This is a genomic window from Polynucleobacter sp. JS-Mosq-20-D10, assembly GCF_018687755.1.
GTDB lineage: Bacteria > Pseudomonadota > Gammaproteobacteria > Burkholderiales > Burkholderiaceae > Polynucleobacter.
This window is the reverse complement of sequence record NZ_CP061305.1, coordinates 738292-764474: the sequence shown is the minus strand read 5'-3', so window position 1 is coordinate 764474 and position 26183 is coordinate 738292. Positions and strand designations below refer to the sequence as shown.

Here is a 26183-nt window from a genome sequence, read left to right as displayed (position 1 = left end):
TTAAAACGACTTAATTAATCTAAGCCGGGTACGCGAGCTAATGCAGTATTCGTAGCAAAAACTTTATCGCCAACACTGACTAAAGGCTCGGCTGTTAAGGGTAAATATACATCGACTCGGGAGCCAAAGCGAATAAAGCCATAACGCTCACCCGCTTTGAGTCTATCGCCAACATGGATATAACAAAGAATACGGCGGGCAATGAGGCCTGCAACCTGCACTAGAGTCACGATTTGGCCGTTGGCATCAATCACAACAGCATTGCGCTCGTTCTCCGTAGACGCCTTATCTAAATCGGCATTAACAAACTTGCCAGGAAAATACTGAATCTCTTTTACCGTACCGTTGACTGCGCTACGGTTGGAGTGAACGTTAAATACATTCATAAACACACTAATCTTCAAAGCTTCACGGCCCGCATAAGGATCGTTCGCTTTTTCTACGACGACGATACGACCATCAGCGGGAGATAACACTAGATCACGACCTAAGGCAGCAATACGCTGCGGATCTCGGAAGAACTGCAGAACAAAGATAAAGATGATCCACAAGGGCCATGACCATGCAATGCCACCAAGATAGTGGACTAGCAAAGTAACAGCCCCCACTAATGCCAAATACGGCCAACCTTCTTTCGCAATAATGGGGTGTGGATACATCATCTTTGTTCTGAGCCTTTTTAAATAACTACTGATTAGTTCTTAGTCTGGTCAACTAATTTGTTCTTGGCAATCCAAGGCATCATGGCGCGCAACTTAGCACCAACTATCTCGATGTCGTGCTCAGCATTCAAGCGACGACGTGAGATCAAAGTAGGCGCACCTGCTTTGTTTTCCAAGATGAAGCTCTTAGCGTACTCACCAGTCTGAATATCTTTCAAGCACTGACGCATTGCGTTCTTGGTATCTTCAGTCACAATACGTGGGCCAGTGACGTACTCACCGTACTCAGCGTTGTTAGAGATTGAGTAATTCATATTGGCGATACCACCTTCGTAGATCAAGTCAACAATTAACTTGAGCTCATGCAAGCACTCGAAGTAAGCCATCTCAGGAGCGTAACCAGCTTCAACCAAAGTCTCAAAGCCAGCTTTGATCAACTCTACTGCGCCACCACAAAGAACAGCCTGCTCACCGAACAAGTCAGTTTCAGTTTCTTCACGGAAGTTGGTTTCGATGATGCCGGCACGACCGCCACCATTCGCTGTTGCATATGACAAAGCAACATCACGAGCTGAACCTGATTTATCTTGATACACAGCGATCAAATGGGGAACGCCGCCACCTTGAGCATAAGTACCACGCACAGTATGACCTGGTGCTTTAGGAGCAATCATGATCACGTCCAAGTCAGCGCGCGGCTGAACTTGACCGTAGTGGACGTTAAAGCCGTGAGCGAATGCTAGTGCAGCGCCCTGCTTGATATTGCCGTGAACTTCTTTGCTATACACGTCAGCGATTTGCTCATCAGGTAGAAGCATCATGACTACGTCAGCATCTTTCACGGCTTCGCCAACTTCTTTTACAGTCAAGCCAGCATTTGCAGCCTTACTCCAAGAAGCGCCGCCCTTACGCAAACCAACAGTTACGTTACAACCGGAATCCTTGAGGTTCAATGCGTGTGCGTGACCCTGTGAACCGTAACCAATGATGGTTACTTTTTTGCCTTTAATGAGGGACAAATCGGCGTCTTTATCGTAAAAAACTTTCATGCTCTTTCCTTGTTTTGAAAATGTAGTTAATGCAGTAATTAGTTAAAAAATTAAACCTTCAGAATGCGTTCACCGCGCCCAATACCAGAACCACCAGAACGGACAGTTTCCAGAATCGATGCGCGATCAATCGAATCAATGAAGGCATCCAATTTGGCGCCATCACCAGTTAATTCAATGGTGTAACTCTTATCAGTCACATCAATGATGCGACCACGGAAGATATCCGTTGTACGTTTCAACTCTTCACGCTCTTTACCCACAGCGCGTACTTTAATCATCATGAGCTCACGCTCAATATGAAGACCTTCAGTCAAATCAAAAACCTTAACCACCTCAACTAGGCGATTGAGGTGTTTAGTGATTTGCTCAATCACATCCTCAGAGCCAATCGTGACAATCGTCATGCGCGACAAGGATGGATCTTCAGTCGGCGCAACACTCAAGGTCTCAATGTTGTAGCCGCGAGCCGAAAACAAGCCAACCACACGGGATAATGCCCCCGGCTCGTTCTCTATCAATATGGAAATAATATGTCGCATTAGAGGTCCTCGCTACCCAAAAGCATTTCAGTAATACCCTTGCCCGCTTGAACCATTGGCCAAACGTTTTCCTCTGGGTCTGTCTGGAAATCCATAAATACTGTGCGATCTTTTAAACGAATGGCTTCTTTGAGAGCGCCTTCAACATCAGACTTCTTCTCAATACGCATACCCACATGTCCAAAGGCTTCTGCCAACTTCACAAAGTCTGGCAATGAATCCATATAGGAACTGGAATAACGCTTGTTATAAGTGAGCTCTTGCCATTGACGAACCATGCCAAGGTAGCGATTATTCAAAGAGACGATCTTCACAGGCGTGTTGTATTGCTTGCAAGTGGATAACTCTTGAATACACATCTGGATAGAGCCTTCACCAGTAATGGCAAATACATCTGTATCTGGGAATGCTTTCTTAATACCCATGGCATATGGCAAGCCAACACCCATGGTGCCAAGACCGCCGGAATTAATCCAACGACGTGGCTTATCGAACTTGTAGAACTGTGCAGCCCACATTTGATGCTGACCAACATCAGAAGTAATGAATGCATCACCACCAGTGAGCTCCCATAACTTTTGCACTACATACTGAGGCTTGACGATTTGCGATGCCTCGTCGTACTTTAGGCAATCTTTTTTACGCCACTCGTTAATCTGCGCCCACCATGCTGCCAATTTGGCTTCATTCTTACGTGGGCCAGCATTTTTTAGCTGAGCAGTCATCTCTTGCAATACTTCTTTGAGATTGCCTACGATAGGCACATCCACTTTCACCCGCTTCGAAATCACGGATGGATCGATGTCAATATGAATAATCTTGCGAGGATGACTTGCGAAGTGCGTAGGATTGCCAATCACGCGGTCATCAAAACGGGCGCCGATTGCAATCAACACATCGCTGTGCTGCATCGCCATATTGGCTTCATACGTACCGTGCATACCAAGCATGCCCACAAACTGAGGGCTAGTGCCTGGGAAACCGCCAAGACCCATTAAGGTATTGGTAACAGGGTAACCCAGCAAGTCAGCAAACTCTTTTAATTCTGGAGCGGCATCAGCCAAGATCACACCACCACCGGTATAGATGAATGGGCGTTCAGCCTCTTGCAATAAAGAAACAGCTTTACGAATTTGTCCACTATGACCCTTAACCACTGGGTTATATGAACGCATCTCCAATGTTTCTGGGTAGACGAATGGTCCTTTAGCTGCAGAGACATCCTTAGGGATGTCAATCAATACTGGACCTGGACGGCCTGTCTGCGCAATATGGAAAGCCTTCTTAATTACCAAAGGAAGGTCTTTCACATCTTTTACCAAGAAGTTGTGCTTGACTACTGGGCGAGTAATGCCCACGGTATCAGCTTCTTGGAAAGCATCTTCACCAATCGCATAGGTTGGTACATTACCGCTGATGACTACCATCGGGATCGAATCAGTGTAAGCAGTCGCAATTCCGGTTACCGCATTGGTTACGCCAGGGCCTGAAGTCACTAAGGCAACACCAACCTTACCGGTTGCACGTGCATAGCCATCGGCTGCATGAACTGCTGCTTGCTCATGGCGAACCAGAATGTGTTCAAACTTATCCTGCTTAAAAATCTCATCGTAGATAAAGAGAACGGAACCACCTGGGTAACCCCAGACGTATTCAACACCCTCTTTGTGCAAAGCTTGCACCAGCATCTCAGCACCAATCATTTCTGGTGGAGTTGCTGCGGGATTTGTAATTGTTGTGTCTTGATTAGCTTTAGAAGCTAAAAATTCGGCGCTGCTTGTATTCATTTTCTTTCGTCCTTTGCAATTTTCGGCAAAAAATTGTTTGGTCTGTTCTGTCTCTTGCTTGTGGCCTGAGTTCGAACGGCGCTGCTACCGGAAAAAACCACTTCTTGAATGAGATTCTAGGTAGTAAGCCCTATATTCTATAGCAATCCCTTAAAATAGACGAATTCCCTCTGATTCAGGTCTAATCTACTGAATGGCTTCGCCCCAAGAACTTTCTGACTTTCTGAGTAGTGTTGAGCAGCGCGCTTTCAAGCAAGCGGTCTATGCTGTGCGAGATGACGATGCGGCCTTGGATATCGTTCAGGATGCCATGATCAAACTGGCTGAAAAGTATGGTGACCGACCTGCAGCGGAATTACCCCTAGTTTTCACCAGAATTTTGCAAAATCGCATTCACGACTGGTTCAGGCGTCAAAAAGTTCGTAATACTTGGGTCACCCTGTTCTCGAACATGGGTAAGAAATCCGATGAAAACGATGATTTTGACCCCCTAGAGTCGCTTTCAGCTCCAGATGACAGTGAAATTCACCAAGATGGTGCGTTTAAGCTTGAACGTAGTCAGCTATTGCAGTCCTTAGAGTCGGAAATATCAAAATTACCCGCCCGTCAACGAGAAGCCTTCCTGATGCGTTATTGGGATGAGCTAAGCATTACTGAAACTGCCCTTGCAATGAGCTGTAGCGAGGGAAGCGTCAAAACCCACTGCTCAAGAGCCACCCAGGCTCTAGCTAAAGCATTGAAATTAAAAGGAATTACCCTGTGAACCGCAACGAAGACATCCTCAGCACAACAGAAGCAGATCAATTTGGTCTGACCGCTGCCGCCCTGCTCCGCCAAGGAACTCAATCCCTACCAACTGGGATCAAAGATCGCCTTTATGCAGCTCGCCTCAAAGCCCTTTCTGTGAAAAAACCAGAAAAAGTGCGCATTGCGCAGCCTGTTTTAGCAGGCTCTAGTGGAAGCTGGTCTATTGGTTCACGCTCACTCTGGGATAACGTGGGTTGGGTTGCCCCATTAGCCGTTCTGGTGTTCGGCCTGATCGGAATCGCCCAATGGCAGCAAGATTCCCGTATCAACGATATTGCCGAGCTAGATGTTGCCCTCTTAACTGACGATGTCCCGCCCGATGCTTATGCTGATAGCGGCTTTTTGGGCTTCCTCAAAAATGGTCCTTTAGCGGAATCAGATCAAGAAAGCCTCAGTTCAGCTAAGACTCCGTCCTAACAGTCATAGCGAGCTCAGTAGCGCATGCTAAAAAATCGATGGTCCTTGAGTGCCTCACTAAGCATCAGCATGATGCTGGCGATTGGCGCCCTAGGATCAATACAAAGTTCAGATGTATTCGCCCAAACATCGGCAGCAGGTCATGGAAAAACCACTGGCATCCCGGAGAAAAAACCGGATGGTACTTGGGAGAACCTAAAGCCAGGGCAGCAAAAAATCCTGGCTCCACTGGAAGATGATTGGGATTACATGCTCCCAGACAGTCGTAAAAAATGGATACAAGTCGCTAATCTACATCCCAAGATGAGTGAGGCTGATCAACAGCGACTGCAGTCCCGCATGACGGGTTGGTCTAAGCTCTCTCAAAAAGACCGCCGTCTGGCTCGAGAAAACTATTTAAGCAGTCTCAAGTTCCCCGCTGAGAAAAAAGCTGAAGCTTGGAGTGCTTATCAAAAGCTGAGTGATGAGCAAAAGAAGAAACTGGCCCAAGCAGAGGTCAATAAGAAAAAGCCAACGGCTTTAAGTGCACCTACGTTACAACAGTATCCGATCAAACAAAAATCGAACTTAGTACCGCCCCCAACAGCCAGTGGCGCTCCTGCTTCAGAGCTTCCAACAACGAACAGCAGCCCCGATAGCAGTTCAAACAATCCTTAAGTCGTGATAAGTCCCGCTGAATTAGACCTACTTCCTGCTCCACAGTTTTGGCGACGGATCTCTTGCATTCTTTATGAGCAATTGGTTTTATTAGGTGTCATCGCTTTTACCTTCCTACTTCCAAATTTGGGATTAGGTATTCTGTTTGGCATATCCCTACCAAGTTGGATTACCTTTCTCTATCTCTATGCCGTCCTAGGCATTTACTTTATTTGGTATTGGACTAAGTCGGGGCAGACGCTGGCAATGCAAACATGGCGAGTGCGCATGATTGGTCCAGGCGGATACAAGCTGACTCGCAGACAAGCGATTTGGCGTTATTTTTTTGGATCTTTGTGGCTGGTGCCTTGCGTGATTTTGCAGTGGCTATTCGAGCTGCAAAGATGGCAGATTATTGAAATGCTATTTGCAGTCGCTTTATTTCTGTGGCCACTAAGCATTTACCTAGATCGAGCCAAACCCTTGCTACGTCAAAGTCTGCCAGATCGCTTTAGTGGAACGCGTTTAGTGGAATTACCGAAGAACTTAGTTACGCTAAATTAAGCAAATCAAGACCCTCAGTCTAGTTAGGTCTCACGCAAACATTCCATTGCAGTAGCGGTTTGAATTCTTCTCTGAAAGCGATAACCCGCTAGTAGACAAGCAGTTACCCCAAAGCCAATACCCATCGCCAAAGACTGCGCAAATGCATTGAACTCAATCTCCAGTACAAAACGGCCAAGTGCCCATGCTGCAATTCCGGCAGCAAGTCCAGCCAAAGTTCCTGCAAGCACTCCAATAATCAGGAGCTCGGTTAATGCAATCTTCCCCAGTAAATAGCGCGACGCACCTACCGCCTTTAACAAGGCCGCGCTCCTGAAACGCTCATCTTGTGTTGCCGCTATTGCAGCTACTAAAACTAAAATCGCTGCCGCAATGGTAAAGGCGAACAAGAGGCCTAATACAGAAGATAGTCGATCCAGTACATCCTGTATTTGTTTAAGTGATGTCCCCACATCCACGATAGTGAGATTGGGATAGGACTGCGCAAGCTGATAATCCAAACCTTCAATTGCAGTGCTTTGGTAATACGAGGTAATCCAAGACTGGGGCATTTCTGCGAGCATTGCAGGCGGCATGATGACAAAGAAATTCACTTTCATCGAACTCCAATCCAACTTACGCAAAGAGGTAATAGGCGCAGTGACTTTTTCCCCGGCAAGCTCAAAGGTCATTTGATCTCCCAGCTTTAACTTCAAAGTCTTCGCAATCCCCGCTTCCAAAGAAACTTGCGGCGCACCCCCCTCAAGCCACTTTCCAGAAGTAATCCGATTACCCTCAGGCAACTGCTCGGTGTATGAGAGATTGAATTCTCGATCAACTAAGCGGCGCGCGTTTTCATCAATGTAGTCATTGGGTCCAATGATCTTTCCATTAACCTCAACTAAGCGCGCACGAACCATGGGACTAAAGCTCGGCTTTGCTACTCCCGCATCCAGCAGTGAGCGAGTGATACTAGACTTTTGATCTTCCTGAACATTAATCATGAAGCGATTAGGTGCATCGACTGGGATATTGTCCTGCCAGGTAGCCAATAAATCTTGTCGGAGCAGCAGGATGAGCAATAAGGCCATCAAGGCAATACCTAGCGCCGTGATTTGCATGACTGCAAAGCTAGATCGACGTGCTTGCGCCGTTAGTGCAAAGCGTAGTGCGAAGTGATGATTACTCCCTCTCGAAAACAGGCGTTTTAGTAAACCAAGGCATAACCAAGAAACTACAGCAAAGAGCGCAACGGCCAAACCAAAGCTTGTGGCAACCCAAGAGGCTAGCTTCCAATCTTGAGCTGCAAGCGCAATTAAGACAAGGCAAGTACTCAATCCAAAGAGTGCGACCCACAGCACCTTGATGTTCACCGATCCTAACTCTTTTCGAATCAGTCGCACTGGTGAAATCATGACCAAACTAAATAAGGGCGGCCCAGCAAAACCGATTAGCAAGCAGGAGGAAAATAAAATACTCCAGGCCAAGGGCCAGAGTGAAAGTGAGGGCAAATTGGCAAATATCAAATTACCCAAGATCCCAATCAATATCTCTTGAACGCCGTAAGCAATCACAGCGCCCATCACAGCGGCTGATATGCACAGAGCACCCAATATCTTGACTTGGTTTATGAGAATCGTTTTTTGGCTTGCGCCAAGGCATTTCATAACAGCACAAACATCAGCCTGCTTTAAAACATAACGACGCGCTGATAAGGCAATCGCTACCGCAGCTACCATGGCCGTCAGCAAGGCAACTAAGGCTAAAAAGCGCTCTGCCCGCTCGAGGGTTTTACGCATTACAGGCTGCGCATTTTCCAAGGTCTCAATGCGCACCCCTCTGAGGCTTTCGGATTTAATCGATTGCGTCGCCCATTGCTCATAATCAGAGATAGCCGAGTCACTCCCCGCTAAAAGTAGCCGATAAGTCACGCGGCTACCCAGACCAATCAGGCCCGTGGCTGGTAAATCGTCAAGTGACATCATGACGCGTGGCGCAAAGTTCATAAAGCCAGCGCCTCGGTCAAGCTCGCGCTCCAAGATGCCGCTAATGAGGAATGTCTTATCGCCCAATAACATCTGATCGCCAACCGTTGCCTTTAGCGCACTGAGCATTGCGGGATCCACCCAGACCGAACCTTTTGGTGGAGTTGCGCCGACTGATGAAGGTGATACCTGCAAGGTACCGCGTAAGGGGTAGGCAGAACTCACAGCCTTAAGGGAGGCCAGCTTACTTTGCACCCCTACCGTGGCCATACTCGGAAAGACAATAGTTTGGGCAAAGCTCAGTTGCCGCCCCTTGGCTTCCTGAATAAAGTGCTCGGGCAGTGGTTGATCAGAAACGAGCAATAAATCCGCAGCAAGAAGCTGGCGTGCATCGAACTGAAAGGCTCGCTGCATTCGGTCAGCCAAGAAACTAACGCTGGATAAGGCGGCTACAGAGAGCGTCAGCGCGACTAGTAATGCTACCAACTCACTAGATCGAAGGTCTCGCTGAATAGCCCGTAGAAAGCTGGTTAACACTATTTAGACCGCCTGAATCAGACCGCCATCTACACGAATCACTGAACCAGTAATGTAGGAGGCATTTCGACTGGCCAGAAACGCTGCTGTATCACCATATTCACAAGGGTCGCCATAGCGCTCCATCGGAATTTGCCTCAAGCTAGCTTGAACAACAGATTCATAGCTCACATTTTCACGTTGGGCACGTGCTTCATCTAGCTGACGTAAACGATCCGTTGCCACACGACCTGGCATGATTACATTCACAGTAATTCCATCGGCCGCTACTTCTGCTGCCAAGGTTTTAGACCAAGCCAGCAATGCAGCACGCAAGGTGTTGGAGATGGCAAGATTTTTAATGGGTGCAATAGCACCTGAAGTGGTGCTCGTAATAATGCGACCCCATTTACGTTGACGCATTCCCGGTAGAACTCGATCGGTAATGCTGATGAGTGATAGCACCATGTCGTTAAAACTCTTTTGCCACAAAGCAGGATCCTGCCCCGCCGCTAATGTTGGAGGAGGCCCACCAGTGTTGTTTACCAAGATATCAATCGGACCCAGCTCTTTTTCCACCTTACTCACCAGGCTATCGATCAGGGATGCATCAGAAAGATCCCAGCTCAGAGCTAAAGCTGTTCCACCGGCAGCCTCAATCATTTCAACCGATTTTTTTAATCCCTCGGGGTTGCGGCCAGTCACCGCCACTTTGACGCCCTCACGCGCCAAAGAAATAGCCATCGCCTGACCTAAACCTCGGCTAGATGCCATCACCAATGCAACCTTACCCTTGAGTCCTAAATCCATGTCTTCTCCAATATTCTTTTATGTACTGTCATTCTAAAATGCCTACTGCCCTAAAGGTGGAGGCAGATTACCAGCGTACCTATAAAGCACCGCCTCATACTCTTTTAAAATTTGCGCCAAGGCTTCCTGCTGGCCCAGCACCAATGCCTGGGGGGTATTGTCTTTGAGTGCAACTCTCTTGGTATAGCGGTTTTTACCAATGACGGGATTACGCTTTTGGGGGTCAGTTGCGGTAAGAAAAAATTCTATCGTTACAACAGCCTCTGGACGAACCCGGTAATCACCATAAAACTCCTCTATCGATGTCTGCAAGATGTAATACGGAAAGAAGTTATTACCCTGACCTACGGTCATAGAGAAGATCTGGGCATTATTCAGCCACTGACGTGTCGCATTACTGACCATCTCATTTGGTAAGGCAGAATACGTATTATAAAAATCCTTTTCATAGCGTTGATCACCTAAGCGATAAACCAAAGACTTGCCATCGAAAGGTGGCGTTGTTGACGATGAACCCATTTTGAGCCACAAATCACTTCGTGGCTTATAGGAGGCGCCAGTACGCTCTGGGGCGACCATCCAACTATTAATCTCTAATGCTGGTCTTTTAGGTAATGAGCATGCGCTTAATACGGTAGCTACGAATACAAAAGCGGCAAACTGAATGAAACGTGAGTGATTAGTCATCTGAATTTTCATTTTTGGACTCCATTCATTGGAGGCGTAATACGTGCAGGTGGTTCACCCCAAATTAGAGTAGACGGTGATTGACTTGCGACTCGGGTAAATTCATTTAACTGCTCGCTGGCCTGACGCAGGTTCTCCAAGGTTGCAGTAGTGTCACCCTGAACACTAGTAACGGTTTGACGCAAAGAAACCATGGTGGCAACCAATTCACGCATCAGAATATTGAGTTGATCTTTATCGGTGACCTTAGCAATTCGATCCAATAAGACATTGAGATCTTGAACCGAATTGATCAGACCCGTATTATTTTTACCGTCACCAGCCATCAATTGATTTAGATTGCCCAGAAGCGCATCAAACTTCTTCTGAGTTCCATCGATATCCATACCATTAAGTGCATCAATCAACTTCTGAACACCAGAAATAATTTCATCCGCCTGGTTAGGCATAGAGGGCACAACTGCATACTCCGGCGTCCAAGGGTAAGGCAACCGAGAGTATTGAGCGGCGCCTGGATAGAAATCTAACTCAACATAATTCACACCAGTAATACCCATCGATCGAATGCGCGCACGTAAGTTATCATTAATAAATGTTTCTAGGTGGCTTTTTTCAATAGCATCGCCATAAATTTGCATTCTCACGACTACATACTCTTGCTTCTGAATCATCGGCACTTCTTTCTCATACAAGTCACCAGATAAAGCAATTAATGTCACCTGTCCGATCTTGACACCCCGAAATCGTACCGCCGCACCAGCATCTAAGCCCGTCACTGATTGCTTCACATAAGTTTCAACCATGAATGATTTTTTAAAAAACTGTCCTGAGCCAAAGATCAAGATAATGGTGAGCAATGCACTAATTGCCGCCAGAACAAAAATGCCAAGACGGAAGTAATTCGGGTTGGAGTTATTACTCATGCTGCGTCCTTGCTCATGATGCGATTAAAAAATTGGTGCACTCGAGGATCTTTGCTGCCATCTCTTAATAGCTTAGGATCGCCCTCGGCAATAATGCCTTTGGCATCCTTATCCAACATAATGACTTTGTCAGCAATAGAATAAATACTAGCTAGCTCGTGAGAAACAATCACAAAAGTAAATCCTAAGTTTTTTGAAAGATCTAAAATCGTACTGTCGAGATCGGCCGACGTAATCGGATCAAGACCTGCCGAAGGCTCATCCAAAAATAATATTTTAGGATCCAAAGCCATTGCCCGTGCGATCGCAGCCCGTTTTTGCATGCCACCGCTAATTTCGCTAGGCATGTACGTTTCATATGGAAGTAAACCTACCAAATCCAGTTTGCATCGAGCTAATAAATTCATCTGATCTCTAGTGAGCTGGGTGTACTCCTCCATAAAGAGTGTCACGTTATCCAGTAGATTCATGGAGCCAAATAAAGCACCCTGCTGATACATGACCCCAAAGCTCGTCATGATTTTTTGGCGCTCAGCACCTTGGGCAGTAGTGATGTTTTGACCCTCGATCAGCACATCTCCAGCAAGCGGTTGATAGAGGCCGAATAAATTCTTTAAGAGACTCGATTTACCGCAACCTGATCCACCCAAAATCACAAAGATCTCACCGTTCTTGACGGAGAAGTTGAGGTTCTGCAAAAGTACTTTTGAGCCATAACCTACAGTAAGATTTTGAACATCAATCGCTTTATCTAGTGCATCCATCAGAAACCTGTCCTGTAAGAGATGTAGGCAAAGATACCGTCCACCAATACGATCATGACAATACTGCTCACCACTGCCCGAGTTGCGGAGATGCCAACAGCAGCTGCACCGGTACCGGTTTGCATGCCTCGTAAACAGCCCATTGCTGAAATAACCACGCCAAAGAGAGTGGCCTTAACAAGGCCGGATAGAACATCCTCAATATCGACAGCAGCTAACATGCCGTTATAAAAGTTAATAAAGGGAACACCATAAATTTGCATAGTCAGCATGGAAGAAAAAATACTGACGATGTCGGCAAATAAGGTCAATATGGGCGCTACTAATATCCCCGCCAGCACTCTTGGTACAACAAGGAAGCGGATTGGACTTAAGCCGCCAGTGACTAATGCATCGACTTCACTATTGACGGTCATGGTACCAATCTCGGCTGCAAATGCTGCTGATGAGCGGCCGGCAAGTAAGATCGCAGTAATCAGTGGCCCCATCTCTCTGACAATGCCTAGCGCAGCGAGTGGCCCAACAAATGAGACGGCGCCAAATTGCTGCATACCAATCGCAGCCTGAAAGGACAGAATGACGCCAATCAAAAATGCAACTAGACCAACAATAGGTAATGCGGAAATACCCGCCTCTACAGCAGCGTTCACAAAGTCACCCCAGCGAACTTGCCTGATATTTCGAATGGACCAAACTAAATCTGCCGACAGGTGGCCAGTAAATGTCACTAGGCCGCGGGCATCATCCCCCAAACTCTGCGCAGCCATGCCAGTGCTCAGAACAAAACTTCTTTTTTGTTTTACAGCAGGCTCTGGGAATAAGTTATTAATAGGATCGAATTCACGCAAGAGCGGCTGATACTTGGGATCCAAGCCTTGAATATCAAACTGTCCACCTGCTTTGTTCTGCGCCTCTTGCACATCAATCAAAAATGCAAATGCCGATCCATCCAAAGAGCTGACTTTTGATGCGTCAAAAATCAGTGAGTGCGCTTGTGCATTTCCTTGCCCTAACCACTGATTTTGCTTTTCCCGAACATCGGCCCACACTCCAGCCAGGGAATACACATTGACTGCACCACTCAAGCTGACTTGAGCATGCGTTTTATCTGCTTGCGACCAAACTGCCACTGGAGTCAGTAAAATTGAAGAATTAGGGTCTGAAATGCTCATAGGCAAACTATAAGGCTTCTACCTGAAATCACTATGAAATGCCAAAAAAAAGAAAAAGGGCCCAGTTTTTCAACTAGGCCCTGTAAGGGTTGGTGCGGCTGGCAGGAATTGAACCCACGACCCCTTGGTTCGTAGCCAAGTACTCTATCCAGCTGAGCTACAGCCGCAACAGCCATAATTATGCCATGGAAGAGAAGAACTACATCACACCGGCTGGTCACGAGCGCATTAAAAGAGAGCTTTTACAGCTCTTAAACCTTGATCGGCCAGAGGTTGTCAAGGTTGTTCACTGGGCTGCCTCCAACGGCGACCGCTCCGAGAATGGTGACTATATTTATGGAAAAAAGCGATTGCGGGAGATTGATCGGAGGATTCGCTTCCTCAATCAGCGCCTTGAATTTGCTGTAGTGGTCGATAACCAGGCCCGAAAATCGGGTGAAGCGGATGCCGAGCAGGTCTTTTTTGGGGCTACCGTTACTTATGCGAACTTGGAAGGTGTTGATGCTGGCAAACAGACAAGCATCACGATTGTTGGGGTCGACGAGGTCGATTTAGATCTAGGTCACGTCAGCTGGGTATCACCCATTGCTAAAGCCTTAATCAAGTCGCGGCTGGGTGATTGCGTCAAAATTCAGACGCCAACTGGCCCAACTGAGATTGAAATCCTAGACGTTCAGTACCAGTAATTGGGATTGACAGGAGCTTAACTAACCCGTACGCGAGTAACTCGCATCACATCATGGTTCGCACGCAAACTACGCATCACTTTAGAGAGGTGCAGACGGTCTGATACTTGGATAGTGAAGCGAATAGTGACGGCATCTTCTTTATAGCGATCATCCATTGATACGTTCATGATGTTGGAGTCTGCAGCAGTCACACTACTTGCCACTCTAGCTAATACGCCTTTGCCTTGGCGTGTATCAATCGCCAAGTCAACCTCAAACTCCCGATTGACCTCTTTACCCCACTCTACCTCTACCCACTTATCACTATCTTTTGAGAGCATTCTGAGGGCGAGTTGGCAGTCATTGGTATGCACCTGCAAACCCTCGCCTTTACCAAGATAGCCAATGATATTGTCACCTGGAATCGGGTGACAACAAGTTTGAAAATGAATTGAGTTTCCTTCTCGACCATCTACCAAGATGGCTTGGCGCTGGTGATGATGCGAGGCAATTTCTTGTTGGGGAGAGACCCAATCCGCTGCGCCCAAACGCATTTGGTCAGAGCCGCCCTCATCGTCAATCAAAATCTTTAAGCGAATTGCTAGCTCTTGAGAAGATCTGCGGCCCAAGGCAATATTGACACAGGCCTCTTCACGCGTTTTATCCCCAGTCCAATGCAATAACTTTTCCCAAAGTTCTGGTGATAGTAGTCCAGCATCCACACCCTGCTGACGTAATGCGCCAGCCAAAAGACGTTCGCCTAACTGCAAAGACTCGGCATAGTGCTTAGTCTTCAATGAATGACGTATCGAGGCGCGGGCTTTGCCTGTCCTCACGAATGCTAGCCAACCTGGATTGGGTTGAGAATTCGCTGATGTCACCACCTCAACAATGTCGCTATTCTTTAATTCACTACGTAAGGGTAACTGCATGCCGTTAATCTTGACTGCTACGCAAGTATTGCCTACATCGCTATGAATGGAGTAAGCAAAATCGAGAGCGGTGGCGCCACGCGGTAAAGCCCTAATCTGCCCCTTTGGCGTAAAGACATAAACTGCATCTGGGAACAAATCAATTTTGACGTGCTCTAAGAATTCTTGCGAATCTACGCTGCTATCCTGAATATCAATCAAGGATTGCAGCCATTGATGTGCACGGTTTTGCACCTCACTCATATCAGGACCACCATCTTTATAGGCCCAGTGCGCAGCAACACCTGCTTCAGCAACAGCGTGCATATCGCCAGTACGTATCTGAAACTCTACCGGCACTCCTGATGGGCCCAATAGTGTCGTGTGCAAAGACTGGTAACCATTCAGCTTAGGAATAGCAATGTAATCCTTAAACTTTCCAGGCATCGGCTTATAAAGCGCATGCAAAAGACCGAGTGCACGATAGCACTCGTCAATGGAATGGACTGTTACCCTGAAGGCATACACATCAAGCACCTGAGAAAAGCTCAAATGCTTGCTACGCATTTTGTTGTAGATACTAAAAAGGGTTTTTTCTCGACCTTGTAGATCAACTTCGAGATTAGCTTTTGCAAATGCCAACCGAGCATTTTGCAAAATCTTCTCCACCATCTCTTTACGGTTACCACGCGCCCGCTTCACAGCGCCTTCGATCACCCTAAAGCGCATTGGCATAGAGTAGCGGAAACTCAAGTCCTGTAAGTCGCGGTAAATGATATTGAGACCTAAGCGGTGTGCAATCGGAGCGTAGATCTCAATTGTTTCAGCAGCAACCCGGCGACGCTTTTCTATTGGGACAGCATCAAGCGTACGCATATTGTGCGTACGATCAGCGAGCTTGACCAAAATCACGCGGACATCGCGCGCCATTGCCATAAACATCTTACGAAAGCTTTCGGCCTGAGCCTCAGCATGGCTCTGGAACTCCAACTTATCGAGCTTAGTTAAACCCTCTACGAGCTCAGCCACTTTGCTGCCAAACTTACCAACTAGATCTGCTTGAGTACAACCCGTATCCTCAATCACATCATGCATTAAAGCTGCCATGATGGAAGACGCGTCTAAGCGCCAGGTAGCGCAAAGCTCAGCAACTGCTACAGGATGGGTAATGTAAGGCTCACCACTATGGCGATACTGCCCAAGGTGAGCCGCATCAGCAAAATGAAAGGCTTGCTTAATGAGAACAACTTCATCAGGCTTGAGATAGCCCAATTTAGAAATCAATCTATCAATCGAAACAACTTGGTGCTTTAGCGGTAATGAAGGCGCCGATGTTGGGCCAAATAGGTGTCGACTCGACTGAGCCAACAAAGTTGCGAGGATGGAAGACTTATCGCTGTTAGCGATCTCTTGGGGCGAGATCTGACCTTTGAGTTCCGATGTGTTTGGGTCGCCTAAGGGGAGCTCCACAACGGAACCCCTAAATTACAAAGGTACTTTGGTCAACATGTCACGGTCAGTTACACCAGCAGCAACTTCACGTAAGGCAACTACAGTTGCTTTATCTCTGGACTCAACACGTGGGGAGTGACCTTGAACTAATTGACGTGCGCGATAAGTCGCAGCCAATACCAGCTCAAAACGATTGGGGATAGTTTTTAGACAATCTTCTACAGTAATACGGGCCATGCTGGACTCACTTAAATTTAGCTTTAATACCCATAGGATAACTGATTAGACTCCGAGGCGCTTTAAAAGCGTAGGGTTACGAGCCATAATCGGCCCTGAGCGCAGGCGGCTGGCTGCGACCACATGTCGTAAATCAATCAATGCCCGCTCAAAATCATCATTGATCACAATAAAATCCGCCTCGTAAGCATGCTGGAGCTCTAAATGCGCTGCAGCCAATCTTCTCTGAATAGTAGCCTCATCGTCCTGACCCCGTTTACGCAAACGCTCCTCAAGAGCCTCAAATGAAGGTGGAAAAATAAAGATCCACTGCACTTCAGGAATGATTTGACGAATCTGCTGTGCGCCCTGCCAGTCGATTTCTAACATCACATCACGCCCGGTTTTCATCTGAGTCTCAATCCAAGCTTTGGATGTACCGTAAAAATTACCATGCACTTCAGCGTGCTCTAAAAAATGGCCCTGGTCACGCTCAGCAATAAATTCTGCTCTCTTGATAAAGCGATAGTCCTTACCATCTACTTCGCCCGGTCTTGGTGCACGCGTTGTCGTTGAAAGTGAAAGCTTGAGGGCTGCGTCTTCTTGCAACAGAGCATTGACTAAGGAGGATTTACCGGCGCCTGATGGCGCAACGATCATCAACATACTGCCTTGATAGGCAGGCGAGAGATTGGGTTTAATTTTCGGGCTAGCCATGACGATTATCTAAATATCAATTACTCTAAATTTTGCACTTGTTCACGCATTTGCTCAATCAGGAGCTTGAGCTCTAAAGCAGCTTGCGTGCATTCTTCTGAAACTGATTTGGAGCTTAAGGTGTTGGCCTCGCGATTGAGTTCCTGCATTAAGAAATCCAAACGCTTACCTACCGGGCCCTTACCTGCTAAGGCGGTATCGACTACTTGAAGGTGGGTCTTGAGTCGGGCAAACTCCTCTGCCACATCGATACGGACGGCATAGAGCACAACCTCTTGACGAATACGCTCCATCAACTCGGTGCCAGACCCGCTACTGCCCTTCCCTTGCTCTTGGGCAGCTAAGGCCTCAGATAGACGCTCGGTGAGTTTTTCTTGATACTGGGAAACGTAAAGGGGAACCTTGGGCTCAAGCACCTTCACTATCTCCCGCATTTTGCTAGTGATAGTGCTTAACACCGTGACCAAAGCCTTACCTTCGGCATGGCGACTATCCATTAGGGTAGCGAGAGCAGCGCGACCCGCTTCAACGGTAGCGGCAATCCAGCCCTCTTCTTCACCCCTAGGTTCAGAAACAATCCCGGGCCAGCGCAAAATATCGGCGATACACAAAGCTTCTGCATTCGGAAAGGCTACTTGCGCATGTTCTTGCAGGGTGTAAAGCGCATCTAGGCGATCTTTGTTTAAGGCGCCCAAGGCATGCGAGTTGGCTTTAGCTGCTCCAGCGGCACCCGAATTAACGCGCCATGCAGCCCGAAACTCGACCTTACCTCGAGAGAGGCTTTGCGTAGCCAGCTCTCGTAAGGCAGGCTCGGCCCCGCGACATTCGTCTGGAAGACGAAAGCCCAGATCCAGAAAGCGGCTATTTACAGCCCGACATTCCACTTGCAGATCGGCTACCACACCAGCTCCCAGGGAGACTTGGCGAGAAGCGCTGCCATAACCAGTCATGCTCGATATCATAGGGACATTGTAGATCTTTAGGACCACCCCCATGACTCAGCCCAACATCACCCGCCCTAGTGGCCGCGCTCCAGCCCAATTACGCCCTGTGAGCATCAGCCGCGCTTTTACTAAACATGCTGAAGGCTCAGTCCTAATTGCCTTTGGTGATACCAAAGTGCTCTGTACAGCCAGCGTCCTAGAAAAGGTACCTCCCCATAAAAAAGGCTCTGGTGAAGGTTGGGTTACCGCTGAGTACGGCATGCTCCCCCGCTCTACTCACACCCGCAGCGATCGTGAAGCAGCTCGTGGCAAACAGTCTGGGCGTACTCAAGAGATTCAGCGCTTGATCGGCCGTGCGATGCGCAGCGTCTTTGATTTGAAAGTGTTGGGAGAAAGAACAATTCATTTAGATTGCGATGTCTTACAAGCCGATGGTGGAACACGAACTGCATCGATTACCGGTGCTTATGTTGCAGCACGTGATGCGATCAACACCCTTCTTGAAAGTGGCGTACTTAAAGCTGACCCCATCATCGACAGCGTTGCAGCGATTTCTGTTGGCATCTACCAAGGTGTTCCCGTACTGGATTTAGATTATCCAGAAGACTCTTCTTGTGATACCGATATGAATGTGGTGATGACAGGCAAAGGTGGCATGATTGAAGTGCAAGGTACCGCTGAAGGCCCTGCCTTCTCCCGCGCCGAACTAAATGCTTTGTTAGATCTGGCTGAAGAAGGTATCGGTGATTTAACTCAGTTACAAAAAGAAGCCTTCAAATAAAATATTACAGGTAGATGGTGCAAAAGCTCGTTCTCGCCTCTAACAATGCTGGCAAGGTCCGTGAATTTCAGGAGCTCTTGGGGCCGTTTAACTTTCAAGTCATCCCTCAAGGTGAGTTGGGTATTCCAGCGGCGGAAGAGCCGCACCATACTTTTATTGAGAATGCTCTTGCTAAGGCCCGTCATGCCAGCGCTGCGAGCGGCTTACCTGCGCTCGCGGACGACTCCGGGATTTGTGCTCATGCATTAGATGGGGCGCCTGGAGTGTACTCAGCGCATTATGCAGGGCTTGATGGTGATACTGCGGCTAATAATCAAAAGCTAATTGCAGCATTACAAGGCAAAGCTGATCGTGGAGCGCACTATGTTTGTGCTCTTGTTATGGTCAATAGCGCTAACGACCCAGAGCCACTGATTGTCCAAGCCCGCTGGTATGGGCAAATTATTGATGATGCTCAGGGTGATCGTGGTTTTGGTTATGACCCCCACTTTTTTTTACCAGAGCTCAGCAAGACCGTCGCCCAATTAGGGCCCTCTGAGAAAAATCAGATTAGTCATCGAGGCCAAGCCTTGCGTGAACTGATTACTCAACTCCAAATCCGTGCTCAATACGCTTAGTTCTGTTTTGGCTACGCAGCCAAAACTCACTGCCCTACCCCCGCTGTCTTTGTACGTTCACTTTCCATGGTGTGAAAAGAAATGTCCTTACTGTGACTTCAACTCGCATCAAATTAAAAATGGCAAGCAAGGCTTTGATGAAGTGCGTTATATCAAAGCACTCATTGCCGATCTAGAGACAGAGCTTCCTCGCATCTGGGGTCGTCAAGTGCATAGCATCTTTATTGGTGGCGGCACCCCCAGCTTGTTATCTGCCAATGGTATGAATGAACTCCTTTCAGCCATTCGGGCACGGGTAAACCTAGAGCCCGATTGTGAGATCACGATGGAAGCCAATCCTGGGTCTGTCGAGACTGAGAAGTTTGCTGGCTTTGCAAAGGCAGGAATCAATCGCGTCTCTTTAGGTATTCAGAGTTTTCAAGATGCACAGCTCAAAGCTTTAGGGCGCATTCATAATGGTGAAGAAGCCAAGCGCGCAATTGCGATTGCCCTGCAACACTTTAAATCCGTCAATCTCGATCTTATGTTTGGCTTACCCAATCAAACACTAGAAGCCGCAAGATCGGATATTGAAACTGCCCTCTCGTTTAAGACGCCGCATCTCTCTTTCTATAATTTGACTTTAGAACCCAATACCTATTTCGCGAGCTTCCCACCAAAGCTTCCCAGCGAAGATGAGATTGATGCGATCTTTGAGCAGAACTTAACCTTGCTAGAGGCAGCAGGCTATCGACGCTATGAAGTATCTGCTTACGCGAAAAAAGATCAGGAGTGCAAACATAATCTCAATTACTGGCGCTTTGGTGATTACATCGGAATTGGCGCAGGTGCACATGGGAAGATTTCATTCCCTGACAAAATTACGCGTCAGGTACGAGAACGTCATCCAGAAACGTATATGCAGACAATGGAGAATAAGGGTAATGCCTTGGTCGAAGCGAGAGAGATTCCGACCAAAGATCTCCCTTTTGAATTCATGCTCAATACCTTGCGCCTGACTGATGGCGTAGACACCGTTACATTTGGAGAGCGCACTGGGTTGCCACTCAATGTAGTGTCAAAAGGACTGGATGAGGCGAGTAAAAAAGGTTTATTAGATCCCAATCCCAACAAGCTCAAAGCAACTGAACAAGGATTGCGCTATCTCAATAACTTACAAGAACTGTTTTTGTAGACTGCCAACTCTAGAATTATTTTCCTAGCCAGGTTGGTGGCTTGCCATCCAGAAACGAAGCAACACCATTCCTAAAGTCGTCGCTACCATAGCACTCGCGGATTAAATCATTGCAATCGGGTAAATTATTTTTAATGATTCTTGCAAGAGTTTGCTTGCTAGATTTTTGCGTAATAGGTGCGAGGCTCATTAAGCGCTCAGCCAACTGATTTGACTCATTCTCCAGCGCTTGAGCAGGATACGTGGCCAAGAGGTAGCCCTGTTTAAGTAACTCAGGCGCAGTCACCAGCTCCGCCAATAAGAGCATGCGCTTAACGATATTGATACCTAAGTGTGCAACGAGCCAGGCGACGTTGCCAGCAGATAAACAATTACCCAGTGTTTTGGCAATAGGCACTCCGAAGCGCGCATCAGGTGTGGAGATTCTGAAATCGCAACAACTAGCAATTGCAAGACCTCCGCCAACCGCCATGCCATCAATGACTGCAATCGTTGGAATAGGCAACATGGCTAAAGGTGCAAGGTAAGCATCAATACCCTCTTCGTAACGAATACCATCTTCACCAGAGCTAAATCCAGAGAACTGGGCGATATCACTACCCGAGACAAAGGACTTACCGCCAGCGCCTCTCAGAATGGCAACTCTGGCCGAAGAACTCTCAGCTAAATGCTCGCAAATCGATTTTAGGCTTTGATACATTCCCACTGTCATTGCATTACGAGCAGCAACATGGTCAAAGGTAATATAGGCAATGTTATTGCGAAGCTCTAAACGAACTTCGGCAATACGATCTGGGGTGGAGTCAATGGCTGTTGTCATGAAATGAAAAACCCTCCCTCATTCAAGAGAGAGGGTTGAACGATACTATAGCCCAATTAGCCAACCTAGTTTGATAAGCACAGGAAATGGATTATTCAGCCTTGATATTCAAGCTCTTTACCAAGCGCTGATACTTCGCCAACTCACCCGCCAGGAACAAATTAAAGGCCGCTGGTGTTGCTGGGCCCTCTGGTTGTAAGCCTTGAGCATCCAATGTTTTCTTGATCTCTGGATCATTAGTGGCTGCTTTTACGGCCTGATCAATCTTATTCACGACTGCAGGATCCATGCCTTTGGGCCCCATCACAGAATACCAATTGGTTACATCAAAGCCAACAATACCTACTTCATTAAATGTAGGGACGTTAGGTAATAATGCCAAGCGCTTTGGCGTGGAGATTGCCAAAGCTTTTAAATTACCCTGACGAATCTGCTGCAAGTTTGGCGGCAAGGTATCAAAGTTCATCGTGATTTGACCACCCAATAAATCCACAATCGCTTGACCGCTACCTTTGTAAGGCACGTGATTCATTTCTACGCCGGCAATCTTCGAGAACAAAGCGCCCGCTAGATGCTGGGTGCTTCCGATACCAGAAGAGCCATAAGTCATTTGACCTGGATTTTGTTTCGCCAAGGAAATCAATTGCGCCACAGAGTTCACGGGTAGAGAAGATTTGACTACCAATACGTTTGGTACATAACCTAAATAGGTAATTGGTGTGAAATCAGTCGCCGGGTTGTAAGGCACATTCTTCAAAACAAATGGAGAAATCGCATTGGAGTTGGAGTGCCCCATGAGCAGGGTATGGCCATCCGGACTGGATTTGGCAACGAGGTCTGCACCAATCGTTCCGGCCGCACCAGATTTATTTTCAATAACGACGCTTTGGCCTAATATTTCACTCATCTTGGGAGCAATAGCGCGAGCCACAATGTCCGTTCCACCACCAGGAGCAAAGCCTACAATTAAGCGGATGGGTTTTATTGGAAAGGCTTGCTGAGCATTAGCAGTCAGTGGCAAAGTGCTGCTGATACCCAGCGCCAAGAAAGCGAATCTGCGCAAAATCCGTTTGGGGGATTGATTGATCATACGATCTCCATTTTTTGTTTTATATTCAGTGCTGTAATTGAACTTAGCAATATAAACATATAAAAACTATTGAGACAATGATGAAAACACCTATCAGCAAGCCTTTGCCCCTGGCTGGCGTTCGAGTTCTTGACGTAAGTCAAGTAATGGCCGGCCCCTACTGCTGCATGTTGCTTGCTGACTTGGGTGCCGATGTCATCAAAATTGAGCCGCCCGGCACTGGAGATCAAACTCGTGGGGCAATGGGATTCAAGATGAAAGGCTCAGACAGCATGGGCTTTCTGAATATGAATCGCAACAAGCGTAGCGTAACCCTCAACCTCAAAACAGAAGCCGGGAAGAAAGTATTTTTTGAGCTCGTGAAGACTGCCGATATTTTGGTCGAGAACTACCGTCCTGGCGTTATGAAAAAACTGGGTATCGATTACCCCTCCGTGAAAGATCTCAACCCAGGACTGGTTTATGCCAGCATCTCAGGATTCGGGCAAACAGGACCATGGGCAGATCGCCCCGGCTTTGACTTGATGGCACAAGCCATGTCTGGCGTCATGAGCGTGACAGGTTACCCAGATGGTCCTCCTGTGAAAGCGGGTGTTCCAGTGGCAGATATTGGCTGCGCCCTTTTTGCGGTCTATGGAATTTTGTCAGCCTATATTGGTAAGACCAAATCAGGTGAAGGGCAATTTATTGATGCCTCCTTATTTGATTCTGCTTTAGCCTTCTCTATTTGGGATACAGCGCAATATTGGGGGACTGGTGTTGAGCCCTATAAGCTGGGTACTGCAAATCATATGAGCGCGCCCTATCAGGCTATGAAAGCCGCCGACGGTTACTTTGTGATGGGTGCCACCAATCAAAAACTCTGGAAACTCCTCTGCGATAAGATTGATCGCCCAGAATTATTTGAAGATCCTCTATTTAGAACTAATCCACTGCGTCTAGCCAATCGTTTGTTACTGGCTGCTGAGCTAGAGAAAACTTTTGTCGCCAAAACTAGTGATGAATGGATAGATCTTCTGTTGGCAGCTGGCATTCCTGCTGGGCCGATTAATACCTATCCACAGGCATTTGATAGTGAGCATGGACAGCATCGTCAGATGCGTATCGAGATTGATCATCCGATTGAAGGCAAGGTTCCCAATATTGGCTTTGCAGTCAAGATGATGGGCACTCCGCAACAGGTTTCTCGTCATCCTCCTTTGCTGGGTGAGCACACCAATGAGGTACTTCAGGAATTGGGTATTGATGGCGAGGAGTTGAAGGCGTTAGAAGATGGTGGCGCTTTCGCAGCTTGAGTCATTTACTACTTCCGAGGAAAAGAAATGGGCTCCAAGGAGCCCATTTTTAATTCTCACTAAATCCCTAACTGCATACTGAACTTAAGCACCATCTGAATTGGCAATTGGAGGAGCCTCAAACGGATCTTTGCTTGGTTTAACAGGAGGCGCTTTTTTGACTTTCGTGCCAGGCATCAATTCAAAATCTGGAGTAAAGGTAGTCATCGTGCTTCGCAGTTGCTCAAATGCTTTGCGATCACCTTCAAACTTGGCCTTACCTTCAGCCTGTAGTTTTTCAAAGGTGGTTTGTCCGCCCATCACTTTTTCTAAGTCGCTGCGATTTACGGTGATGGTCAGGTTTGGATTTTTATCCTGATAGCCTTTGATATTGCTTAGCGCAGAATTACTCATCTCCACGACAAACCTTTCACCATTATCGGGAGTGCTGAGGTTAATAGTGAACTTCATGCCGGCAGATTTTTTACTGTCCATGCTGATGGCCAATGCATTCAACCAAAGCTCTGTAGTCATTGCCCTGATCATGTCAGGACCACTGCTCTTGGGCGAAGCTCCAGAAGGCATGCCATGACGCAATTCATAGGCAGCACCCAAGAAACTATTGCGTACGCTTGGGCTTTCTTTTTGATAGCCAATTTGTTCAAAAATATCTGCCAGCAAATCTTTAGCAACTGTATTGTTTGGCTCTGCATAAACTAACTTGTTCACAATCTCCATCGCTTCGCGGTATTTGCCTTGCTTGTAGAGTTGCTTACCCTTTGCCATGATCTTGCTTGAACCACCCATCATCTCTACATAGAGTGGCGCAGAATCTTTTGGTGATAAAGGAATCAAGGTGGCAGGATTAGCATCCCAGTAACCCAAATAGCGATTGATGACGGCGCGGCTATTGTGTTCCTCTGAGCCATGGTAGCTATGAGCAGCCCATTGAGACTTCAGGCTCTCAGGTTGCTTGTAGACGTTATGTACCTCATTAATCGTTACACCATTATTCGCCAAATGAAGAACCTCATTATTCAGGTGCGCATAGCTATCACGCTGAGTGCGCATTACTTCTTGTACACGATCATTACCCCAGCGCGGCCAAGAATGTGAAGCAAACATCACTTGTGCTTCGTTGCCATAGCGATATAAGGCATTGTTGATATTTTTAGACCATGCCAAAGCATCACGTACTAATGCACCACGCAAGGTGTAGATGTTATGGATGGTGCCCGTAATATTTTCAGCAGCCCAGAATGCTTTGAGCTGTGGGAAATAGGTATTCATCTCAGCAGGTGCTTCGGTACCGGGCGTGTTCTGAAATTCCATCTCCACACCATCTATCGTCATTTTTTCAAACGGCTCATTAATGAGAATAGTTGGCTCAATTAAACCTAGGTTACCAGCCGCAGTATTTTTACCAATCGATTGGTCAACGTGGCCAAATGGGCTACGTGGCAATAAAACGCCATACTGGAAATACAAACGGCGCGTCATCGCATTACCAGCGTATACGTTTTCTGCGACGGCGTGATCCATAAAACCAGCGGGAGCAATAATCTTAACCTTGCCACTCTTCACGTCTGCTTCATCCACCACACCGCGTACACCACCAAAGTGGTCAGCATGAGAATGGGAGTAGACCACCGCCACTACTGGGCGCTTACCTAGCTTCTCATTAACCAACTCCAAAGCTGCTCTCGCTGTCTCTTTTGACGTCAATGGGTCAAAGACAATCCAGCCGGTATTTGTTTTGACAAAACTGATATTCGATAAGTCAAAACCGCGAACTTGATAAATCTGTCCTGGGATGACTTCATAGAGGCCGTAGCCCATATTCAGAATCGCTTGACGTTGCAATGATGGGTGAACGCTATCAAAGTCTTTACCTTGCAAGAGGAAGTCATAACTACCCATATCCCAAGCGACGTTACCGGCATCCGCCATGATGGTTTTATAAGTAGGGGCAGCAATAAATCCCCTCTTAGACTCTTCAAAGTCGCGCTTATCTTCAAACGGCAAAGTTTTACGCAAGCCATTTTGTAGATCAACCGTAAATGTGGACGGTGCCTTACCCTTTGAGTCAAAGTGTTTGCCCTGCATTGCGCCAGGGTCAGCAACCACACCGCCGCCGCCAGCGGCATTAGCGGGATTACCGCAAATGAATGTAATAGATAGGGCAAGCAGGGAGAGTTTAGTTTTCATAAAAGCCTTGA

At 47.3% G+C, this 26183-nt stretch carries 26 protein-coding genes and 1 tRNA gene; 9 read left to right on the top strand and 18 right to left on the bottom strand.

Annotation, left to right across the window (positions count from 1 at the left end; genetic code table 11):
- Positions 1–14 precede the first annotated feature (14 nt).
- Genes FD967_RS03930 through FD967_RS03915 form a run of 4 tightly spaced genes read right to left on the bottom strand, consistent with a single transcriptional unit; the run spans position 15 to position 4040 of the window.
- A complete protein-coding gene (locus FD967_RS03930) occupies positions 15–662 on the bottom strand; it encodes a phosphatidylserine decarboxylase (RefSeq protein WP_215326827.1) in 648 nt (215 codons plus the stop codon).
- 32 nt (positions 663–694) lie between these two features.
- Positions 695–1711 carry a ketol-acid reductoisomerase gene (ilvC, locus tag FD967_RS03925; protein ID WP_215326826.1) on the bottom strand — a complete coding sequence of 339 codons (1017 nt, stop codon included), beginning with the start codon at positions 1709–1711 and terminating at the stop codon, positions 695–697.
- Positions 1712–1761: 50 nt separating this feature from the next.
- Entirely contained in the window at positions 1762–2253 is a 492-nt protein-coding gene (ilvN, locus tag FD967_RS03920; RefSeq protein ID WP_215326825.1) for an acetolactate synthase small subunit, read from the bottom strand.
- On the bottom strand, positions 2253–4040 hold the full coding sequence (locus tag FD967_RS03915; protein WP_215326824.1) for an acetolactate synthase 3 catalytic subunit: 1788 nt from the start codon (positions 4038–4040) through the stop codon (positions 2253–2255). The genes ilvN and FD967_RS03915 overlap by 1 nt, the downstream gene beginning before the upstream one ends.
- A 193-nt stretch (positions 4041–4233) precedes the next feature.
- On the opposite strand from FD967_RS03915, the gene FD967_RS03910 reads away from it, so the two are divergent.
- From FD967_RS03910 to FD967_RS03895, 4 genes are read left to right on the top strand one after another with little or no spacing between them, the layout of a single operon-like run.
- A complete protein-coding gene (locus FD967_RS03910) occupies positions 4234–4803 on the top strand; it encodes an RNA polymerase sigma factor (RefSeq protein ID WP_215326823.1) in 570 nt (189 codons plus the stop codon).
- The gene (locus tag FD967_RS03905; RefSeq protein WP_215326822.1) at positions 4800–5264 is read left to right on the top strand and encodes a DUF3619 family protein; all 465 of its coding nucleotides are present in this window, start codon (positions 4800–4802) and stop codon (positions 5262–5264) included. Before FD967_RS03910 ends, FD967_RS03905 begins: the two co-directional genes overlap by 4 nt.
- Positions 5265–5309: 45 nt before the next feature.
- Positions 5310–5921 (top strand): DUF3106 domain-containing protein, encoded by a 612-nt coding sequence (locus tag FD967_RS03900; RefSeq protein WP_251369090.1) that lies wholly within the window; start codon positions 5310–5312, stop codon positions 5919–5921.
- A gap of 3 nt (positions 5922–5924) precedes the next feature.
- Positions 5925–6464, top strand: a complete 540-nt coding sequence (locus tag FD967_RS03895) for an RDD family protein (RefSeq protein ID WP_251369089.1) — start codon at positions 5925–5927, stop codon at positions 6462–6464.
- Positions 6465–6487: 23 nt separating this feature from the next.
- On the opposite strand, the gene FD967_RS03890 is transcribed toward FD967_RS03895, so the two are convergent.
- The 7 genes from FD967_RS03890 to FD967_RS03860 form a co-directional block, all read right to left on the bottom strand.
- Positions 6488–8965 (bottom strand): ABC transporter permease, encoded by a 2478-nt coding sequence (locus FD967_RS03890; RefSeq protein WP_251369088.1) that lies wholly within the window; start codon positions 8963–8965, stop codon positions 6488–6490.
- A 3-nt stretch (positions 8966–8968) separates the two neighbouring features.
- Entirely contained in the window at positions 8969–9754 is a 786-nt protein-coding gene (locus FD967_RS03885) for an SDR family oxidoreductase (RefSeq protein ID WP_215326820.1), read from the bottom strand.
- A gap of 42 nt (positions 9755–9796) precedes the next feature.
- Positions 9797–10453, bottom strand: coding sequence for a membrane integrity-associated transporter subunit PqiC (locus tag FD967_RS03880; RefSeq protein WP_251369087.1), 657 nt, complete (start codon positions 10451–10453; stop codon positions 9797–9799).
- On the bottom strand, positions 10450–11364 hold the full coding sequence (locus FD967_RS03875) for an MlaD family protein (protein WP_215326818.1): 915 nt from the start codon (positions 11362–11364) through the stop codon (positions 10450–10452). The genes FD967_RS03880 and FD967_RS03875 overlap by 4 nt, the downstream gene beginning before the upstream one ends.
- Positions 11361–12128 (bottom strand): ABC transporter ATP-binding protein, encoded by a 768-nt coding sequence (locus tag FD967_RS03870; protein WP_215326817.1) that lies wholly within the window; start codon positions 12126–12128, stop codon positions 11361–11363. The genes FD967_RS03875 and FD967_RS03870 overlap by 4 nt, the downstream gene beginning before the upstream one ends.
- The gene (locus tag FD967_RS03865; RefSeq protein WP_215326816.1) at positions 12128–13300 is read right to left on the bottom strand and encodes an ABC transporter permease; all 1173 of its coding nucleotides are present in this window, start codon (positions 13298–13300) and stop codon (positions 12128–12130) included. The genes FD967_RS03870 and FD967_RS03865 overlap by 1 nt, the downstream gene beginning before the upstream one ends.
- A gap of 90 nt (positions 13301–13390) precedes the next feature.
- Positions 13391–13467 (bottom strand) — tRNA-Arg (locus tag FD967_RS03860).
- Between the two features lie 18 nt (positions 13468–13485).
- On the opposite strand from FD967_RS03860, the gene greB reads away from it, so the two are divergent.
- A complete protein-coding gene (greB, locus tag FD967_RS03855) occupies positions 13486–13986 on the top strand; it encodes a transcription elongation factor GreB (RefSeq protein WP_215326815.1) in 501 nt (166 codons plus the stop codon).
- A 17-nt stretch (positions 13987–14003) separates the two neighbouring features.
- Here the strand turns inward: greB and FD967_RS03850 are convergent, their stop codons facing one another.
- The 4 genes from FD967_RS03850 to FD967_RS03835 all read right to left on the bottom strand — a co-directional run bounded on the left by FD967_RS03850 (position 14004) and on the right by FD967_RS03835 (position 18226).
- Positions 14004–16301, bottom strand: coding sequence for a bifunctional (p)ppGpp synthetase/guanosine-3',5'-bis(diphosphate) 3'-pyrophosphohydrolase (locus tag FD967_RS03850; protein WP_371819318.1), 2298 nt, complete (start codon positions 16299–16301; stop codon positions 14004–14006).
- Between the two features lie 63 nt (positions 16302–16364).
- Positions 16365–16568, bottom strand: coding sequence for a DNA-directed RNA polymerase subunit omega (gene rpoZ / locus FD967_RS03845; protein WP_011902918.1), 204 nt, complete (start codon positions 16566–16568; stop codon positions 16365–16367).
- A gap of 45 nt (positions 16569–16613) precedes the next feature.
- Positions 16614–17264 carry a guanylate kinase gene (gene gmk, locus FD967_RS03840; RefSeq protein ID WP_215326813.1) on the bottom strand — a complete coding sequence of 217 codons (651 nt, stop codon included), beginning with the start codon at positions 17262–17264 and terminating at the stop codon, positions 16614–16616.
- A 20-nt stretch (positions 17265–17284) separates the two neighbouring features.
- On the bottom strand, positions 17285–18226 hold the full coding sequence (locus FD967_RS03835) for a YicC/YloC family endoribonuclease (RefSeq protein ID WP_215326812.1): 942 nt from the start codon (positions 18224–18226) through the stop codon (positions 17285–17287).
- Positions 18227–18257: 31 nt separating this feature from the next.
- On the opposite strand from FD967_RS03835, the gene rph reads away from it, so the two are divergent.
- From rph to hemW, 3 genes are read left to right on the top strand one after another with little or no spacing between them, the layout of a single operon-like run.
- Positions 18258–18989: a ribonuclease PH gene (gene rph / locus FD967_RS03830; protein WP_215326811.1), complete on the top strand. Its 732-nt coding sequence runs from the start codon at positions 18258–18260 to the stop codon at positions 18987–18989.
- A gap of 17 nt (positions 18990–19006) precedes the next feature.
- Positions 19007–19606 carry an RdgB/HAM1 family non-canonical purine NTP pyrophosphatase gene (rdgB, locus tag FD967_RS03825; protein WP_215326809.1) on the top strand — a complete coding sequence of 200 codons (600 nt, stop codon included), beginning with the start codon at positions 19007–19009 and terminating at the stop codon, positions 19604–19606.
- Complete coding sequence (gene hemW, locus FD967_RS03820; protein ID WP_215326808.1) at positions 19590–20780, top strand: radical SAM family heme chaperone HemW; 1191 nt, start codon at positions 19590–19592, stop codon at positions 20778–20780. Before rdgB ends, hemW begins: the two co-directional genes overlap by 17 nt.
- Before the next feature lie 16 nt (positions 20781–20796).
- On the opposite strand, the gene FD967_RS03815 is transcribed toward hemW, so the two are convergent.
- Positions 20797–21600 (bottom strand): enoyl-CoA hydratase/isomerase family protein, encoded by an 804-nt coding sequence (locus FD967_RS03815; RefSeq protein ID WP_215326807.1) that lies wholly within the window; start codon positions 21598–21600, stop codon positions 20797–20799.
- Between the two features lie 91 nt (positions 21601–21691).
- A complete protein-coding gene (locus FD967_RS03810) occupies positions 21692–22690 on the bottom strand; it encodes a tripartite tricarboxylate transporter substrate binding protein (RefSeq protein WP_215326806.1) in 999 nt (332 codons plus the stop codon).
- 80 nt (positions 22691–22770) lie between these two features.
- Here FD967_RS03810 and FD967_RS03805 point away from each other — a divergent pair, with 80 nt between their 5' ends.
- The gene (locus FD967_RS03805; RefSeq protein WP_371819311.1) at positions 22771–23985 is read left to right on the top strand and encodes a CaiB/BaiF CoA transferase family protein; all 1215 of its coding nucleotides are present in this window, start codon (positions 22771–22773) and stop codon (positions 23983–23985) included.
- An 84-nt stretch (positions 23986–24069) separates the two neighbouring features.
- On the opposite strand, the gene FD967_RS03800 is transcribed toward FD967_RS03805, so the two are convergent.
- Positions 24070–26172: an alkyl/aryl-sulfatase gene (locus FD967_RS03800; protein ID WP_215326804.1), complete on the bottom strand. Its 2103-nt coding sequence runs from the start codon at positions 26170–26172 to the stop codon at positions 24070–24072.
- Positions 26173–26183: the final 11 nt, after the last annotated feature.